Origin of the sequence: Methylobacterium sp. Leaf89, assembly GCF_001422215.1 — a bacterium.
Taxonomy (GTDB): Bacteria; Pseudomonadota; Alphaproteobacteria; order Rhizobiales; family Beijerinckiaceae; genus Methylobacterium.
In genome coordinates this window covers 234164-249546 of record NZ_LMML01000028.1, presented here as the reverse complement: position 1 = coordinate 249546, position 15383 = coordinate 234164, and the positions used below count along the sequence as shown (strand labels likewise).

The window sequence follows — 15383 nt, the reverse complement described above, 5'->3', positions numbered from 1 at the left end:
CCCCTTCGAAGCTGTCGGCCATCGCCCGCATCGCCGCCTGGCGCTGCGCCTCCGCCCCCGCCCCCGCCAGGACCGTCTCCGCCTCGAGGGCCCGCATCCTGATCAGACCGTCCTTGAACACCTGGACGGCGTCCGCGATGGTGCCGATCTCGGTCCGGGCGCCCTGGTGCGGGATGGTCACGGAGAGGTCTCCGCCCGCCAGCGCCTGCATGGGCCAGACCACGGCGCGAATGCCGTGCGTGACGCCGCGGATGATCAGGAAGGCGGACAGCGCCGACATTACGAGAGCCACCAACATAGCGGTGAGACCCAGGGTCTGGGTCTGCTCGAAGATGGCCATGCTGCAGGCCTGCGCCTGCGCGGCGCCGTCATTGTTAAGGGCCGCGAGCTTCTCCAGGGTGTTCGACGCGGCGCGGCGAACCGACAGGCCCTTGCTCTCGTAGAGCTCGAAGGCTTGGGCTTTCTGTCCGCCGCGCGAGAGATCCAGGATGGCTTGGCGGATCGGCAGGAAGGCGGCTGCATCGCGCCGGTAGCTGTCGTAGAGAGCACGCTCCTCCGGCGAGGCGATCATCGGCTCGTAGATCGCCCGGCGATCGGCCAGCTTCTGGTCGAAACGCACGAGGTCCGCCTCGATCGAGGCCGTCAGCTTCGGGTCGGTGGCCTGATATGCGTAAGCACGACCGCGCTGATGCGGGCCGTGACCGTATCGATCTCGCCCAGGGCGCGGATGCTCGGAAGCCAGTTCGTTTCGACCTCCAGGCTCTGCGCGCGCATGCGCTGAGTGCTGAAGAGTGCCAAGAGGCCCAGGCCGACCACGAAGACGGTCAGGAGCGAGAAGGCCGCGATCAGACGGCGGCGGATGAAGAGATTTTGGACGGACACGACGAACTTCATCGGGTGCCGCCTGGAGCAAATCAACACGCGCGGCGAGCAGCCACAACGCATCGCGGATGCTTAAAATCTTGCGTTCACGAATGAATTGTTCTGAACCACTGGTTGCACCAGCGAGAACCCATCAGAGCTTCTGGAAATCTCGCGATTTGTTGCAGCACCGATATCAGTCCGAGGTCTCAGACCTTGCGCCGATCGAAATCTCAATCCTGTCGCAGGGCGAAACCCCGACTGGCGTCACGGATTTTGCGTCGTCGGCATGGGGCCGAATACGATCGGAGGGCTCCGGCCCAACGGCGATCTAATCCCTACAAATTGAATCATGCGGTTCACGAAGTCGCGAGCGACGCAGCGGATGATGGTGTCATGGCCATCGATCCCTTCACACCGCGCAATCTCGCCTCGGCCATCGCCTTCGGGGGTCTCGTGACGATGATGATCGCGCCGGAGCCGAGCTGGCATTCCGCCGGCATCGGCCTCGCCTGCCTCCTCGCGTTCGGCGGCCTGTCGCTCCTGCCTGCGCCGCGGTCCGAGTTACACGACTCGGGGTCTTCGACCGCCAAGCGCCGCGGCGGCCGGCCGAGGACGGACGACGCGCGCGAGGTCCCGGCCCGAGCGGAGCCAGCGTACAAGGCGCCGGAGCCGCCGGCATCGCGCGGTCTCACCGATCCCCATCCCGCCCTCTTCAAGGGGATGCGGACGCGCCGCAGCAGCGTCCTGTAGGATCCACCGGCCCGAGGGTGCTCAGGCGCCCGCGGTCTCGGGCCTTCCCCGGTCCGGCCCGTCGAGGAAGCGTCGGACAAGCAGACGCGCGAGGTCCCGGGGCGATTCCGGTGTCAGCACCGCGAGCTTGCGCGAAGTCGAGAGCGAAGCGAGGCCGTGCAGGGCAGCCCAGAGGGCCGCCACCGCCTGCCGGCGCTCGTCCGGGTCGGGGATCATGGGGGCCAGCACGCGGGCGACGAGGTCGGTCGTCTGGCCCAGGGCTTCGGCGTACCAGTCCGGGAAGGGGCTGTCGGGCGCGATCTGGTGCTCGAAGACGAGGCTCCAGACCTGGGGATCCGCGGCGACAAAGCCGAGATAGGCATCGGCGAGGGCCAGGGCCTTGTCGCGCGGTGCGGCGTCCGGCGTCACCGCGGATTCCAGGGCCGCGTGCAGGCGGGCGAGGGTGCGGGCATTGACCCGCATCATCACCGCATCGAGGTCGCCGACGGCATTGTAGATCGAGTTCGGCGCATACCCGATGGTGCTGGCCAGCCGCCGCATCCCGAGGCCGCGCAGGCCCTCCCGCCGGACGAGGTTCTCGGCGGCCTTCGTCACCAGCGCGAGGAACTCGTCGCGGTTGTGCTCGCCGCGCGGGCCGGTGCCCCGTTTCTCCACCCGTGCCATCCTGTTTCCCGCTCCGTGGATTCCGAGGTCGGGTCATCGTCCCCGTGCGGCACCGCACCGGCCGACCGCTCAGATTGCACACCGTACAATCGCGCCATTGAACCCCATCTGCGGCGGCGATATGTTTTGAACGTTGTTCAAATGACGCGTGGTTCACCATTTGACGCTATCGCCGCGTGCGGGCAGTCATGCGTCGTCCGAGGAGACTTCCATGTTTCGTACCTTGATGACGACGCGCCGCTTCGCACCCTTGTTCTGGTGCCAGTTCTTCTCGGCGTTCAACGACAACTTCCTCAAGAACGCGCTCGTATTCCTGATCCTGTTCAAGGTGGGCGGTGCGGGCGGTGGCAGCTCGCCGATGCTGGTCACCCTGGCGGGCGCGGTCTTCATCGGCCCCTTCTTCATCCTGTCGGGCCTCGGCGGACAGATGGCGGACCGCTACGACAAGGCGCTCATCGCCAAGCGGTTGAAATTCGCCGAGATCTTCGGTGCGGCGGCGGCGGCCCTGGGGTTCTGGCTGCACTCCGTGCCGGTGCTGTTCGTGGCGCTCGGCCTGTTCGGGACGATCGCGGCCCTGTTCGGGCCGATCAAGTACGGCATCCTGCCCGACCACCTGCGCCGGGACGAACTGACCGCCGGCAACGCCCTGGTCGAAGCGGCGACCTTCCTCGCCATCCTGCTCGGCACCATCGTGGCCGGCCTCGCCACCGCCATGGGCGGCGGCGCGCTGGCCTTCAGCACGATGATCATGGTGTTCGCCGTCCTGTGCTGGCTCTCGGCCCGGGCGATCCCGTCCACCGGCGAGGGCGCGCCGACCCTGCGGGTCGACCCCAACGTCGCCCGCTCCACCGGTGCCCTCCTGCGCGATCTCTGGAGCGACACCCGGCTGTGGCGCGGCTCGCTGATCGTGAGCTGGTTCTGGCTCGTGGGCGCCGTGGTGCTGTCGCTGCTCCCCGTCCTGGTGCGCCAGAGCCTCAACGGCTCCGAGACCGTGGTGACGACCCTGCTCGCCGTATTCTCCATCGGCATCGCGGTGGGCTCGGGGCTGGCCTCCTGGCTCGCCAGCGGTCGCATCGTGCTGCTCCCCACCCCCGTCGGCGCCCTGCTGATGGGCGCCTTCGGGCTCGATCTCGCCTGGACGGTGGCGCATCTCGGGCCCGTCTCCGGCGATCCCTCGGACGCCTGGGAGTTCCTCACCACAGGGACGGGCCTGCGCGTCACCCTCGACCTGTTCGGCCTCGCCGTCGCCGGTGGCCTCTACATCGTGCCCTCCTTCGCCGCCGTGCAGGCCTGGACCGACAAGGACAAGCGGGCCCGCGTCATCGGCGCCGTCAACGTGCTCACGGCCGCCTTCATGGTGACGGGGGCGCTGGGCCTCGCCGCCCTCCAGGGCGCCGGCTGGTCGATGGCTGCGCTCCTGACCCTGCTCGGCGTGCTCAACCTCGTGGCGGGCGTGGTCATCCTGGCCGTCCTGCCGACGAGCCCGTTCCGCGACTTCCTCTCGATCCTGTTCCGGGCCTTCTACCGCCTGGAGGTGCGCGGCCTGGAGAACGTCGAGAAGGCCGGCCCGAACGCCATCATCGCCCTCAACCACGTCTCGTTCCTCGACGCGCCCCTCGCGCTCTCCCTCTTGGACCAGGAACCGGTCTTCGCCGTGGACCACGGCATCGCGCAGCGCTGGTGGGTGAAGCCGTTCCTGGCGATGACGAAGGCGATGCCCCTGGACCCGACACGGCCGCTGGCCACCCGCACCCTGATCAATGCGGTCAAGAGCGGCGAGACGCTGATCATCTTCCCCGAGGGGCGCCTCACGGTCACCGGCAGCCTGATGAAGGTCTATGACGGGGCCGGGCTCATCGCCGACAAGTCCGGGGCCATGGTGGTGCCGGTGAAGATCGACGGCCTGGAGAAGACGGTCTTCTCGCGCCTGTCGCAGAACCAGGTGAAGCGGCGCTGGTGGCCGAAGGTCACCGTCACGATCCTTTCGCCGGTCGCCCTTAGCGTGGACCCGGCCCTCAAGGGCAAGGCTCGCCGGCAGGCGGCGGGCGCCGCACTCTACGGAATCATGTCCGACCTCGTCTTCCGCACCACCGAGATCGACCGCGGCCTGATGCAGGCCCTCGTGGAGGCGGGCGACCGCCACGGCTGGCGCCGCACGGCCGTCGAGGATCCGACCGGATCGTTGAGCTTCTCCCGGCTGGTGATGGGCGCCAACATCCTCGGGCGGAAGCTGCAGGGGGTCGGCACCCCCGGCAAGCCCCTGGGCGTGATGTTGCCGAACGCCAACGGTGCGGCCGTGACCCTGTTCGCCCTGGCCTCAGCCGGGCGGGTTCCGGCCATGATCAACTTCTCGGCGGGCGCCGCCAACGTCCTGTCGGCCTGCAAAACGGCCGAGGTCGACACCATCCTGACCTCCCGCGCCTTCATCGAGAAGGGCCGCCTCGGCGCCCTCGTGGAGGCGATCCGGGGGGCCGTCACCCTCGTCTACCTCGAGGACATCCGGGCCGGCATCACGACGGGCGACAAGCTGCGTGGCTTCCTCTCCAAGCGGGCGCCCCTGGTGCCCCGGCGGGGCGACGACCCGGCCGCGATCCTGTTCACCTCAGGCTCGGAAGGCGCACCCAAGGGCGTGGTGCTCGCCAACCGCAACATGCTCGCCAACACCGCGCAGGTGGCCGCCCGGATCGATTTTGGGCCGAGCGACAAGGTGTTCAACGTGCTGCCGGTGTTCCACGCCTTCGGGCTGACGGCCGGCCTGGTGCTGCCCCTGGTCTCGGGCGTCCCGGTCTACCTCTATCCCTCGCCTCTGCACTACCGGATCGTGCCCGAGCTGATCTACGGCTCCAACGCCACCGTCCTGTTCGGCACCGACACCTTCCTGGCGGGCTATGCCAAGACCGCCCATTCCTACGACCTGCGCTCGCTGCGCTACGTCGTGGCCGGGGCCGAGGCGGTGAAGGAATCCACCCGCAAGACCTGGGGCGAGAAGTTCGGCCTGCGCATCCTGGAAGGTTACGGCGTCACCGAATGCGGCCCGGTGGTCGCGCTCAACACCCCGATGTTCAACCGCTTCGGCACCGTGGGCCGCCTCCTGCCCGGCCAGGATTGGCGGCTGGAGCCGGTGCCCGGCATCGCGGAGGGCGGACGTCTCGTCCTGCGCGGTCCCAACATCATGCTGGGCTACCTGCGGCCCGAGCGCCCCGGCAGCATCGAGGCGCCCCCCGAGGGCTGGTACGACACCGGCGACATCGTCGCCATCGACGCCCAGGGCTTCGTCACCATCAAGGGCCGGGCCAAACGCTTCGCCAAGATCGCCGGCGAGATGGTGTCGCTGGCCAGCGTCGAGGCCCTCGCGGCCGAGCTGTGGCCCGATACCCCGAGCGCCGTCGCCGCCGTGCCGGATGCCCGCAAGGGCGAGCGGCTGGTGCTGTTCACCGAACGCAAGGACGCGACCCGCGCCGCCTACCAGAGCTTCGCCAAGGGCAAAGGCGTGCCGGAGATCGCGATTCCCGCGGAGGTGGTGGTGCTGGAGCGGGTGCCCATGCTCGGGACCGGCAAAGTCGATCAGGTCAGCGTGGTCAAGCTCGCCCACGAGCGCGCGGCCGGCCAAGCGCCCGCCGCCGCCTGACGGATCCGCGGCGGCCGAAAGCCCCGCGGCGCCCCGAAACGACGCCGTATCGGCCCGCACACGACGGGTCTGAGCGCAGGGTCGCCGGCCCGGATTCCACGCGGACCGCGCGGTCCCGTGGGCCGGGCAGCGTCCCCATAGCCCGGCAAACGGCCGGTTGGACGCCTGTTTGGGACGCCGAGACAACAGATATGGACTCACAGACCAAGCAACCGACTCAACCCGGCGGCGGGATTGCTTATGCTGTTGCAGACGCTGCAGGACCCGACGAGCGGGCCGTGCAGGGGGACGGGATCACGGGCGCGCACGGCGCGCCGCGCTGGGTCCCGCGCAGATGGCAACAGGCGTGATGACCGCTGACATTCGCAAGCTCCGACCTCTCGGCGACGGGCCCGGCCCGACGAACGCGACGGCAGGGATCGGCGCCGTCGCACGCGCGGCCCTCCCCACCCACGGCAACACCCAGGATTCCCGGAGGAGACTCATCGTCGTGACGGAAAAGACCCATCCCGAAGCCTTCGGTCACACCCCACCCGCCGAAGAGAGCCACCTCGCGGATGGAACAGCGGATACCGATGTGACCGTCCTGACGGGCGAGACCGGGGACGCGGCACCGATCGTTCGCCGTCGCGGCCCCCTGGTCACGCGCTGGATCGGCTTCTCGGCCCAGCGCCGGCGGGCGCGGGAGCGATCGAACCGGCTCCAGGACCGGCATCACGAGGCCGGCGGCGCACGCTCCAACTCCTGATCGGTCCGGGTCAGGTCTCCGGGGAAACCCGTGGGCCGATGCCGAGCGCCCGCAGCGCGTCGGCCAGGCCGTCGACCTGCGCCGGGTCGTGTGCGGCCGAGAAGGCCACGCGCAGGCGGGCGGTGCCGGCCGGCACCGTGGGTGGCCGGATCGCGACGACGAGGAAGCCGCGCGTCTCCAGGGCGGCCGAGAGCGCGAGCGCCGCCTCCGCCGTCCCGACGTGGACGGGCACGATCGGGCTCGTCGCCTCGGGCAGTCCGAGGCGCGCCGTGAAGCGGCGGGCCAAGGCCAGGGGGCGGGCAGCCCGCTCGGGCTCCGCCTCGATGATCTCCAGCGCGCGCAGGGCGGCCGCGGCCGAGGCGGGCGGCAGGCCGGTGGTGTAGACGAAGCTGCGGGCCCGGCTGGTCATGAGGTCGACGACGTCGCGCGAGGCGCAGAGATAGCCGCCATACGAGCCCAGCGCCTTCGACAGCGTGCCCATCTCCAGGGGCGCGCGGACCCCCGCCTCCACCACGCCGAGACCGTGCGCATCGTCCACCAGCGTCCAGGCATCGTGGGCGGCGGCAACCTCCAGGATGGCGTCGAGAGGCGCGCGGTCCCCATCCATACTGAAGATCCGCTCGGTGAGGATCAGCGCGCGTCCGTGCCGGCCGCGGCGCGCCGCCAGGATGTCCCGCAGGTGGCCGACGTCGTTGTGGCGGAAGCGCAGCATCTTCGCGCCCGAGACCTGCGCCCCCGCGAACAGGCAGGAATGACCGAGGGCGTCCACGAGGACGAGGTCCCGGGCGCCGGCCAGGGCCGGCACGATGCCGAGATTGGCCATGTACCCGCTGCCGAAGACCAGGGCCGCGTCCTTGCCCTTGTGGGCGGCCAGCCGCGCCTCCAGGGCGGCGAGGACGGGATGATTGCCGGTGACAAGGCGGGAGGCGCCGGCGCCGGCGCCGTAGCGCGCCAGCGCCTCCTGTCCGGCGGCGATCACGCGGGGATCGTCGGAGAGCCCGAGATAGTCGTTGCACGAGAACGAGATCAGCGTCCGGCCGTCCCGGTGCGCGATCGGACCGGGTCCGCGCGCGGTGTCGATGAGGCGGCGGCGCAGGGCGCGCGCATCGAGGTCGTCCAGGGCCTGCCGGGCGAAAGCGTCGAGGCTGGACGGTGCGGAGTCGGCGGTGTCGGGCGGGGGTGGCGCGAGGGACATGCCCCCCGCATGGGGGCGAGCGGGGCGGCCTTGTCAAGGCGAATGGAGTCCATCCCCGCCACGCCCGGACATTCCTGAAGTCAAGACAAGATGGGCCGCGTGGGCAGTTAACCGCTTCGCAATGCGAAGCTGCGTAGTTTCATCGCCAAGGGGCGCCCAAACCTTGGCGTTCCGGCCCATTCCCGGAGGGTCGTGCCCAGGCACGGGCCCTCCCCTGACGGAGCACACCGACCCATGGCCCTCGATCTCGGCATGCCGATCCTCGTCGTCGACGATTATCAGACGATGGTCCGTATCATCCGCAACCTCCTCAAGCAGCTGGGCTTCGAAGAGGTCGACGACGCCTCCGACGGAACCGCCGCCCTGGCTCGCCTCAAGAACCGCAAATACGGCCTCGTCATCTCCGACTGGAACATGGAGCCGATGACGGGCTACGAGCTGCTGCGCCACGTCCGGGCCGACGAGGCCCTGCGCACCACCCCGTTCATCATGGTCACCGCCGAGTCGAAGACCGAGAACGTGATCGCCGCCAAGAAGGCCGGCGTGAACAACTACATCGTCAAGCCGTTCAACGCCGCCACCCTGAAGAGCAAGATCGAAGCCGTCTGCGGCGCCTGATCGATTCGAGACGTAGCCCAGGAACACCGAATCGAGGAGCCGGGAGCCCATGGCACTCGCCAAGCAGGCGCGGAACGTGAATCCCGCGTCGGATAAGCCGTCCTTGATCCGTGAGTTGGTCGAGATCGCGGACTACATCGCCCATCTGCGCAACGAGATTGCCGCGCTGCGGGCCAACGAGCTCACCCGGGATCGCCTGCCGATGGCGCACGAGGAGCTCGGCAGCGTGGTGGCCGCCACCGCGGGCGCCACGAATTCCATCATGAACACGGCCGAGGAGATCCTCGGCCTGCCGGACGACAAGAACTACCGCGCCACCGTCGAGGCGCGCATGAACGACATCTTCGAGGCCTGCACCTTCCAGGACATCACCGGGCAGCGCATCGCCAAGGTCGTGGAGGCCCTGCGCCAGCTCGAGAGCCGGCTCTCACGCTTCGCCAGCGCCGTCAAGGCCAAGGACGAGGGCGGCATCGACCCGGAGGAGGTGGAGCGCCGGGTCCGCAAGGAACTCCTCATCCTCAACGGTCCGCAGCTCCACGGCCCGGCCGTCGCCCAGGACGAGATCGACGCCCTCTTCGCCTGATCACCAGACCAGGCGCTCGATCACCGCGTCGGGCCGGACCGCCTGACGGTCGAGCCAGTCCGCAATGTCCCCGAGCGTCGCATGCGCCGCCGAGACGCCGAGCTCCTCGGCGTGGATGCCGCGCGCCACCAGCAGGCTGGGGATTCCGAAGGCCGTCGCCCCGGCGATGTCGGTGCGCAGCGCATCGCCGATGGCGAGCACCCGGGCGGGCTCCGGCGGCGCCCGGTCGTCGAGACTGCCTGCGAGCGCGAGCGCCGCCTCGTAGACGGGGCGATGGGGCTTGCCGGCATAGGTCACCGCGCCGCCGAGGGCCGCGTAGGCCTCCGCGATCAGCCCCGCGCAGGGAATGAGCTCGCCCCGGCGCTCGACCACGAGGTCGGGATTGGCGCAGATCATCGGCACGTCCCGGGCCCGCATCGCCTCCAGCGTCCCGCGGTAATCCTCGGCGGTCTCGCAGGTATCGTCGAACAGGCCGGTGCAGATGACGCGCTCGGCCTGCGCCACGTCGACCAGGGTCACGTCGAGGCCGTCGAAGATCGTGGCATCGCGCTCCGGTCCGAGATGATACAGGCGCTCGCCCGGGTGGGCGGCGACCAGGCTGCGCGTCAGGTCGCCCGAGGTCAGGATCGCGTCGTAGGCGCCCCGGGGCACGCCGAATCCGTCGAGGATCGCCTGTACCCCGGCCCAGGGACGCGGCGCGTTCGAGACCAGGATCACCCGGCGGGGCCGCCCGCTCTCCGGAAGGGCGCGAAATCGCGTCAGGGCGTCGCCGGCTCCCGGATGCGCGTTGGTGCCGTCGTGCAGCACGCCCCAGACGTCGCACAGGATGAGATCGTAGCCCGCGGCGATCGTCGCGAAGCCGTCCAGGGTCGGAACGGGCCGGGACGGGCCGGGACGGGCGGGCGTATCGGGCATGCGGCGGGCCTCGAGCTGACGGGCGGGCGTTTCGGGGAGCGCCGCCCGGTTAGGCGGGACCTCCGGGAAAAGCAACGCCGCGCGGGTCTCAGCCGGCCCGGCGCAGGAAGTCGCGGAACGGGCGGCGCTGGGGCGGCGGCTCCGGATCCTCGCTCGGCGGAGTCGGCTCGGACGAGGCCGGGGCCGCCTGGAGCACCTCGGCGCGCACCACCCGGGCCGGCGCGAACACGCTGCCCTGCGCCAGGGGCACATCGAGCTCGATGAGGTCGGGCACATCGGTCTCGCGCTCCACGCCCTCGGCGACGAGGCGGATGCCGGCCCGCGCCAGGGAAGCCACGAGGTCCTCGAGGGCGATGTCGGGCATGGCCTGGCGCGAATCCGGGCGCAGCAGCAGGTCGGCCGGGACCTTCACCTGTGCGACCCCGCGATCCGCAAGGGCCAGGGGATCGAGGCGCAGGTCGAGGGGTCGGTCCAGGATGAAGCCGATGCGTCCGCGCAGGTCGGCCAGGGCGCCGGCCTGCTCCGCGTCGAGGTTGCGCCAGCTTGCCTGCGGCAGGGCCAACATGACCCGTCCCGACAGGTCCGGCGCTCCTTCGACGAGGCGCCCGAGCGAGCGCAGGAAGCCCGGCTCGAACAGGGAGCGCGGCGACAGGCCGTAGGCCACCGCCGCCTGGCTGCCCCGCCCGGCGAGGTGCTGGGCGATGGTGGCGACCCGCTGGAGCATGCGGCGGTCGAGGTCGGTGGTGCGCCCGTGGCGCTCCAGCACCGGCACGAACGCCTCCGGCATCAGGGTCTCGCCGGCTAGGCGCAGGCGTGCCATCGCCTCGTAGGACACCACCTTGCGCTGGGGCAGGGACACGATGGGCTGGAGGTGGACCTCCAGGCCGGCGGCGTCGAAGGCGGCGATCAGGGCCGCGTCGCGCGCGGGGTCGCGCACCGGGGCCTCGGCCCGGCCGAGGGCCCGCGGCGTCCAGGGCGCGACCAGCGGCGGATCGGTGCGCCGGAGAGGCGGCGCGTCGAAGCGCGGCTCGGGGCGAATTTCAGGCTCCGGAGCGATGACCCGCGGCACGGGGCGGAGCGGAGGAGCGACGGGCGGAACGACGGGGGCGGGCACGGCCTTGAGGCCGGCGATCTCGCCGTCCTGCGCCGCCACCACGGCCGCGAGTTCCCGCACGATGCCGCTGAGGAGACCGATCTCGGCCGTGACCTCCTCGATGCCGGCGCTGAGGTCGCGGGGATCCGGGCCGGGGGCGCTCGCGGGAAGCCCCGCATCGACGGCCCGGACCTGCTGCTCGGCCAGGGCGCGGGTCACCGTCTCCAGCCGGACCAGCCGCTGCGACAGCACGTCCACCTCGCCCGACAGCTTCTCGCACCGGGCGGTCAGCGTGCCCGCGCGGCGATGGGCGACGAGGGCCGCCACGAGCCCGAGGCCCGCGAGCCCGAGGCTCGCCCCGAGCGGGGAGAAGACCGCGAGCGGCCCGAGAAGGCAGAGCCCGAGCAGACCGAGGGCCCACAGGCTCGTACGCCGGCCGATGATCCGGGCCATCGGAGTCTTCGATCCTCGATACGACAGGGAAATACGGGTGCCGGTCCGACCTCGGCCGGTCCGGCGTTCTTTTGTTGCCGAGACGCTCCCGGCCCACAAGCCACCGGACGGCCCTGCAAACGGATTTTCCCGAACTGTGTCCTGTGCTTCCGGGACGTCCCACGCGGCGCGCGCCGGACCGCTTGCATCGGCGTCGCGAGGCGCCACAATGCGCCCCGCGGAACGAGAAGCCCGGAGCGAACCTCATGGACGCGACGACATCGGACCTCCTGATGCAGGTGGAGGGCATGACCTGCGACGGCTGCGCCGCGGCGGTGTGCCGGGCCATCCAGCGCCTCGACCCCGAGGCCAAGGTCGCGGTCGACCTCGATCACGGACGCGTCGCGGTGACGACCACCGCTCAGGCCCTGAGCATCGCGGAGGCGCTGAACGAGGCCGGATACACGGCGAGTGCCATGACGGGCTGACACAGGTCTGATCCCAAACAAATTTTTGCCTGCAAATTCAAAATTTCCGACGCGCTTTTGCTTGTCCCTTCACGCAAACTGATGCGATCGATGATGCGTGGCCGCTTGGCCGATCCGCACGGCCCAACGTCGGCGGATCCGGTCCTGGCGGCGAACGACGAACGCCAGCGGACGGAATGCGGCCTTGCCGGACCCGATCGCGCAAGAACAATCCGGGAGAAACGCACCAATGCCCTCAGATATCGAGATCGCGCGCGCGGCCACGCTTCAGCCGATCACCGAGGTCGCCGCCAAGATCGGCATCCCGGACGACGCGCTGCATCACTACGGCAAGCATATCGCCAAGATCGACCACGCCTTCATCAAGTCGCTCGAGACCAAGTCCGAGGGTAAGCTCGTCCTCGTGACGGCGATCAGCCCGACGCCGGCCGGCGAGGGCAAGACCACCACCACGGTCGGCCTCGGCGATGCGCTCAACCGCATCGGCCAGAAGACCGTGATGTGCCTGCGCGAGCCCTCGCTGGGGCCCTGCTTCGGCATGAAGGGCGGCGCGGCCGGCGGCGGCAAGGCCCAGGTCGTGCCGATGGAGCAGATCAACCTGCACTTCACCGGTGACTTCCACGCCATCACCTCAGCCCACAGCTTGGCGGCCGCCCTCATCGACAATCACGTCTACTGGGCCAACGAGCTCAACATCGACGTGCGCCGCATCCACTGGCGCCGCGTGGTCGACATGAACGACAGGGCCCTGCGCGCCATCACCCAGTCCCTCGGCGGCGTCGCCAACGGCTTCCCCCGCGAGGACGGCTTCGACATCACCGTGGCCTCCGAGGTGATGGCGGTGTTCTGCCTCGCCAAGGACCTGGACGACCTCGAGGCGCGCCTCGGCCGCATCGTCATTGCCGAGACCCGCGACCGCAAGCCGGTGACGCTCAAGGACGTCAAGGCCACGGGCGCCATGACGGTGCTCCTGAAGGACGCCCTGCAGCCCAACCTCGTGCAGACCCTGGAGGGCAACCCGGCCCTGATCCACGGCGGCCCCTTCGCCAACATCGCCCATGGCTGCAACTCGGTGATCGCCACCCGCGCGGGCCTCAAGCTCGGCGACTACGTGGTCACGGAGGCCGGCTTCGGCGCCGATCTCGGTGCGGAGAAGTTCATCGACATCAAGTGTCGCCAGGCCGGCCTGAAGCCCTCCGCAGTGGTCATCGTCGCCACCGTGCGCGCTCTCAAGATGCATGGCGGCGTCTCCAAGAAGGAGCTCGGCTCCGAGAACCTCGAGGCCCTGGAGAAGGGCTTCGCCAACCTGGCGCGCCACGTCGCCAACGTGCGCAGCTTCGGTCTGCCCGTCGTCGTGGGCGTCAACCACTTCTACGCCGACACCGATGCGGAGCACGCCAAGCTGAAGACGCTGTGCCGGGACCAGCTCCAGGTCGAGGCCATCACCTGCAAGCACTGGGCGGAGGGCGGTGCCGGCGCCGAGGAGCTCGCCCACGCCGTGGTCAAGCTCGCCAACGGCGAGCAGAAGCCCCTGAGCTACGTCTACGAGACCGAGACCAAGCTCACCGACAAGATCCTCGCCATCGCCACCAAGCTCTACGGCGCCGGCGACATCCAGGTGGAGTCGAAGGCCGCCACCAAGCTCGCCCAGTTCGAAAAGGACGGCTACGGCCACCTGCCCGTCTGCATGGCCAAGACGCAGTACTCGTTCTCCACCGACCCGAGCCTGATGGGCGCGCCCTCGGGCCACCTCATCGCGGTGCGCGACGTGCGCCTCTCGGCGGGCGCGGGCTTCGTCGTGGTGATCTGCGGTGAGATCATGACCATGCCGGGCCTGCCCAAGATCCCGGCCTCGGAGGGCATCCACCTCGACGCCAACGGGCAGATCGAGGGGCTGTTCTAGCCCGCAAGAACCCGCCCCCCGCGTCGGGCGGGGGGCGGGGGGCGGGTCGGCGCGCGGTGCCACGTGATCCGGTCGGCGACCCGTGCTAGCCAGGGTCGCATGATCCGCCCTACCCGCCAGTCCCCCTCGTGATCCCCTGGGTCGTTCTCGGCACCGCGTCCGTGCCGGGCGGGTCGGACTCCCTGCGCCTGCTGCAGCGGGGCACCGAATTCTCGATCCAGCTCGGCCACAACGAGCTAATGAACAGCCGGCTCAGCGGCTCCGAGGAGGCGCTGGCGACCCTGACCGCCGCGCGGCTCGGGCTCCGGACGAATGCCTGCTGGCTGATCGGCGGCTACGGCATGGGCTTCACCCTCCGGGCCGCCCTCGACGCCCTGCCCGCGGAGGCCCGGATCGTGCTGGCCGAGCTCGTGCCGGCAGTTCTGGACTGGGGCCGCGGCCCCCTGGCGGGCCTCTCGTCCGAGGCGCTGTCGGACCCGCGCGCCGAGGCGCGGGTGGCGGACGTCGCCGCGGTGATCCGCGCAGGGCGCGGGACCTACGACGCGATCCTCCTCGACGTCGACAACGGCCCGGACGGGCTGACGCGCCGCGCCAACGACCAGCTCTACGACGCCGCGGGCCTCGCCGCCGCACGGGCCGCCCTGCGCCCCGGCGGGGTGCTGGCCGTGTGGTCGGCCCATCCCGATCCAGCCTTCACCCAGCGACTGGCGCGGGGCGGCTTCCGGGTGGAGGCGGTCGGCGTGCGGGCCGGGCGCTCGCGCGGGGCGCGCCACACCATCTGGCTCGCCGAGCGACCGGCCCGGTGACGGAATCTCAGGCCGAGGCACTCCGGCGCTCGCGCTGCCGGCTGAGGCGGGTCGCGCCGTAGATCGCGGCGAGCTGGCGCCGGGCAGCCTTGACGGGGGCTTCGTTCCGCTCGGCGCAGGCGGCCCTGATGATGCGCAGGGCATCGGCCACGGAACGCTCGAGGCGCGCTTCGGCCGGCCGGCTCAGCGGGCGGGTGGTCTGGGTGGTCTCGGTCCGGTCCATGCTGGGCCCCTCGTCGGCGAGCCCGTCCTCTCCCGGGGCGGGTCCCGGCGGCGACCATCGGCAGAGGGCGGGGCGGCAACAAGGCAGCGTGGCCGTAAGCGCGGGCGCAGGTCGGCGTCAGGCGACGGAATGCCCCCGGACCTCAGTCCCGGCCCTGGCCCTCGTTGAACTTGTCGCGACAGGTATAGCCGACGAAGCACTTGGGATCGTCCCGGGTCGTCTCCCAGGACGGATGGGTGGTTTCCGGCAGCGGGCAGAACCCGCCGTCGCGCACGAAGCGCGCGTAGGTCGCCGGACCCGTACTCATCACGATGGCGCCGGCCCGGGCCACCAGGGCCGCGGCTTCGGCGCAGGTCATCGCGCGGGTGTCGGGACGGGCCTGGGCATCGGTCTGGGCCAGGGCCGCGCCCGGCAGGAGAGCCGTGCAGGCGAGGAGGACGGACAGGCTCCGCCGCGAAAGATCTATCATGGTGC

General features: G+C 70.6%; 15 protein-coding genes and 1 pseudogene. 8 read left to right on the top strand and 8 right to left on the bottom strand.

Annotated features, from left to right (window positions below):
* On the bottom strand, positions 1 to 211 hold a 211-nt coding region (locus ASF18_RS24740; protein WP_348271400.1), incomplete at its 3' end, for a HAMP domain-containing protein.
* Positions 212 to 406: 195 nt separating this feature from the next.
* Positions 407 to 894: pseudogene (locus tag ASF18_RS24735) on the bottom strand (MCP four helix bundle domain-containing protein); the annotation flags it as partial.
* Positions 895 to 1257: 363 nt separating this feature from the next.
* On the opposite strand from ASF18_RS24735, the gene ASF18_RS12425 reads away from it, so the two are divergent.
* Entirely contained in the window at positions 1258 to 1614 is a 357-nt protein-coding gene (locus tag ASF18_RS12425; RefSeq protein ID WP_056218697.1) for a hypothetical protein, read from the top strand.
* A 21-nt stretch (positions 1615 to 1635) separates the two neighbouring features.
* Here ASF18_RS12425 and ASF18_RS12420 read toward each other — a convergent pair whose 3' ends face one another.
* Positions 1636 to 2277, bottom strand: a complete 642-nt coding sequence (locus ASF18_RS12420; RefSeq protein WP_056218694.1) for a TetR-like C-terminal domain-containing protein — start codon at positions 2275 to 2277, stop codon at positions 1636 to 1638.
* A 211-nt stretch (positions 2278 to 2488) separates the two neighbouring features.
* Here ASF18_RS12420 and ASF18_RS12415 point away from each other — a divergent pair, with 211 nt between their 5' ends.
* Positions 2489 to 5905: an acyl-[ACP]--phospholipid O-acyltransferase gene (locus ASF18_RS12415; protein WP_056351956.1), complete on the top strand. Its 3417-nt coding sequence runs from the start codon at positions 2489 to 2491 to the stop codon at positions 5903 to 5905.
* A gap of 349 nt (positions 5906 to 6254) precedes the next feature.
* The gene (locus ASF18_RS12410; RefSeq protein WP_056218688.1) at positions 6255 to 6653 is read left to right on the top strand and encodes a hypothetical protein; all 399 of its coding nucleotides are present in this window, start codon (positions 6255 to 6257) and stop codon (positions 6651 to 6653) included.
* Between the two features lie 10 nt (positions 6654 to 6663).
* Here the strand turns inward: ASF18_RS12410 and ASF18_RS12405 are convergent, their stop codons facing one another.
* Positions 6664 to 7848, bottom strand: a complete 1185-nt coding sequence (locus ASF18_RS12405; protein ID WP_056351952.1) for an 8-amino-7-oxononanoate synthase — start codon at positions 7846 to 7848, stop codon at positions 6664 to 6666.
* A gap of 234 nt (positions 7849 to 8082) precedes the next feature.
* On the opposite strand from ASF18_RS12405, the gene ASF18_RS12400 reads away from it, so the two are divergent.
* Complete coding sequence (locus ASF18_RS12400) at positions 8083 to 8466, top strand: response regulator (protein ID WP_018046001.1); 384 nt, start codon at positions 8083 to 8085, stop codon at positions 8464 to 8466.
* Positions 8467 to 8515: 49 nt separating this feature from the next.
* On the top strand, positions 8516 to 9049 hold the full coding sequence (locus ASF18_RS12395) for a protein phosphatase CheZ (RefSeq protein ID WP_056218680.1): 534 nt from the start codon (positions 8516 to 8518) through the stop codon (positions 9047 to 9049).
* Here ASF18_RS12395 and ASF18_RS12390 read toward each other — a convergent pair whose 3' ends face one another.
* On the bottom strand, positions 9050 to 9964 hold the full coding sequence (locus ASF18_RS12390) for a TIGR01459 family HAD-type hydrolase (RefSeq protein ID WP_056351947.1): 915 nt from the start codon (positions 9962 to 9964) through the stop codon (positions 9050 to 9052).
* An 88-nt stretch (positions 9965 to 10052) separates the two neighbouring features.
* Complete coding sequence (locus ASF18_RS12385) at positions 10053 to 11510, bottom strand: EAL domain-containing protein (RefSeq protein WP_056351944.1); 1458 nt, start codon at positions 11508 to 11510, stop codon at positions 10053 to 10055.
* 245 nt (positions 11511 to 11755) lie between these two features.
* Between ASF18_RS12385 and ASF18_RS12380 the strand changes: the two genes are divergently transcribed.
* The 3 genes from ASF18_RS12380 to ASF18_RS12370 all read left to right on the top strand — a co-directional run bounded on the left by ASF18_RS12380 (position 11756) and on the right by ASF18_RS12370 (position 14686).
* Entirely contained in the window at positions 11756 to 11977 is a 222-nt protein-coding gene (locus tag ASF18_RS12380) for a heavy-metal-associated domain-containing protein (protein ID WP_056351941.1), read from the top strand.
* Between the two features lie 229 nt (positions 11978 to 12206).
* A complete protein-coding gene (locus ASF18_RS12375; protein WP_056218667.1) occupies positions 12207 to 13880 on the top strand; it encodes a formate--tetrahydrofolate ligase in 1674 nt (557 codons plus the stop codon).
* Between the two features lie 128 nt (positions 13881 to 14008).
* Positions 14009 to 14686 (top strand): spermidine synthase, encoded by a 678-nt coding sequence (locus tag ASF18_RS12370; protein ID WP_056351938.1) that lies wholly within the window; start codon positions 14009 to 14011, stop codon positions 14684 to 14686.
* A 7-nt stretch (positions 14687 to 14693) separates the two neighbouring features.
* On the opposite strand, the gene ASF18_RS12365 is transcribed toward ASF18_RS12370, so the two are convergent.
* A complete protein-coding gene (locus ASF18_RS12365; RefSeq protein WP_056351935.1) occupies positions 14694 to 14909 on the bottom strand; it encodes a hypothetical protein in 216 nt (71 codons plus the stop codon).
* Positions 14910 to 15051: 142 nt separating this feature from the next.
* Entirely contained in the window at positions 15052 to 15378 is a 327-nt protein-coding gene (locus ASF18_RS12360) for a hypothetical protein (RefSeq protein WP_056351932.1), read from the bottom strand.
* Positions 15379 to 15383 lie beyond the last annotated feature (5 nt).

Excerpts from the sequence above, each read along its gene's own strand:
- ASF18_RS12425 (WP_056218697.1), top strand. The coding sequence starts at position 1,258 with ATGGCCATCGATCCCTTCACACCGCGCAATCTCGCCTCGGCCATCGCC.
- ASF18_RS12420 (WP_056218694.1), bottom strand. The coding sequence starts at position 2,277 with ATGGCACGGGTGGAGAAACGGGGCACCGGCCCGCGCGGCGAGCACAAC.
- ASF18_RS12415 (WP_056351956.1), top strand. The coding sequence starts at position 2,489 with ATGTTTCGTACCTTGATGACGACGCGCCGCTTCGCACCCTTGTTCTGG.
- ASF18_RS12410 (WP_056218688.1), top strand. The coding sequence starts at position 6,255 with ATGACCGCTGACATTCGCAAGCTCCGACCTCTCGGCGACGGGCCCGGC.
- ASF18_RS12405 (WP_056351952.1), bottom strand. The coding sequence starts at position 7,848 with ATGTCCCTCGCGCCACCCCCGCCCGACACCGCCGACTCCGCACCGTCC.
- ASF18_RS12400 (WP_018046001.1), top strand. The coding sequence starts at position 8,083 with ATGGCCCTCGATCTCGGCATGCCGATCCTCGTCGTCGACGATTATCAG.
- ASF18_RS12395 (WP_056218680.1), top strand. The coding sequence starts at position 8,516 with ATGGCACTCGCCAAGCAGGCGCGGAACGTGAATCCCGCGTCGGATAAG.
- ASF18_RS12390 (WP_056351947.1), bottom strand. The coding sequence starts at position 9,964 with ATGCCCGATACGCCCGCCCGTCCCGGCCCGTCCCGGCCCGTTCCGACC.
- ASF18_RS12385 (WP_056351944.1), bottom strand. The coding sequence starts at position 11,510 with ATGGCCCGGATCATCGGCCGGCGTACGAGCCTGTGGGCCCTCGGTCTG.
- ASF18_RS12380 (WP_056351941.1), top strand. The coding sequence starts at position 11,756 with ATGGACGCGACGACATCGGACCTCCTGATGCAGGTGGAGGGCATGACC.
- ASF18_RS12375 (WP_056218667.1), top strand. The coding sequence starts at position 12,207 with ATGCCCTCAGATATCGAGATCGCGCGCGCGGCCACGCTTCAGCCGATC.
- ASF18_RS12365 (WP_056351935.1), bottom strand. The coding sequence starts at position 14,909 with ATGGACCGGACCGAGACCACCCAGACCACCCGCCCGCTGAGCCGGCCG.
- ASF18_RS12360 (WP_056351932.1), bottom strand. The coding sequence starts at position 15,378 with ATGATAGATCTTTCGCGGCGGAGCCTGTCCGTCCTCCTCGCCTGCACG.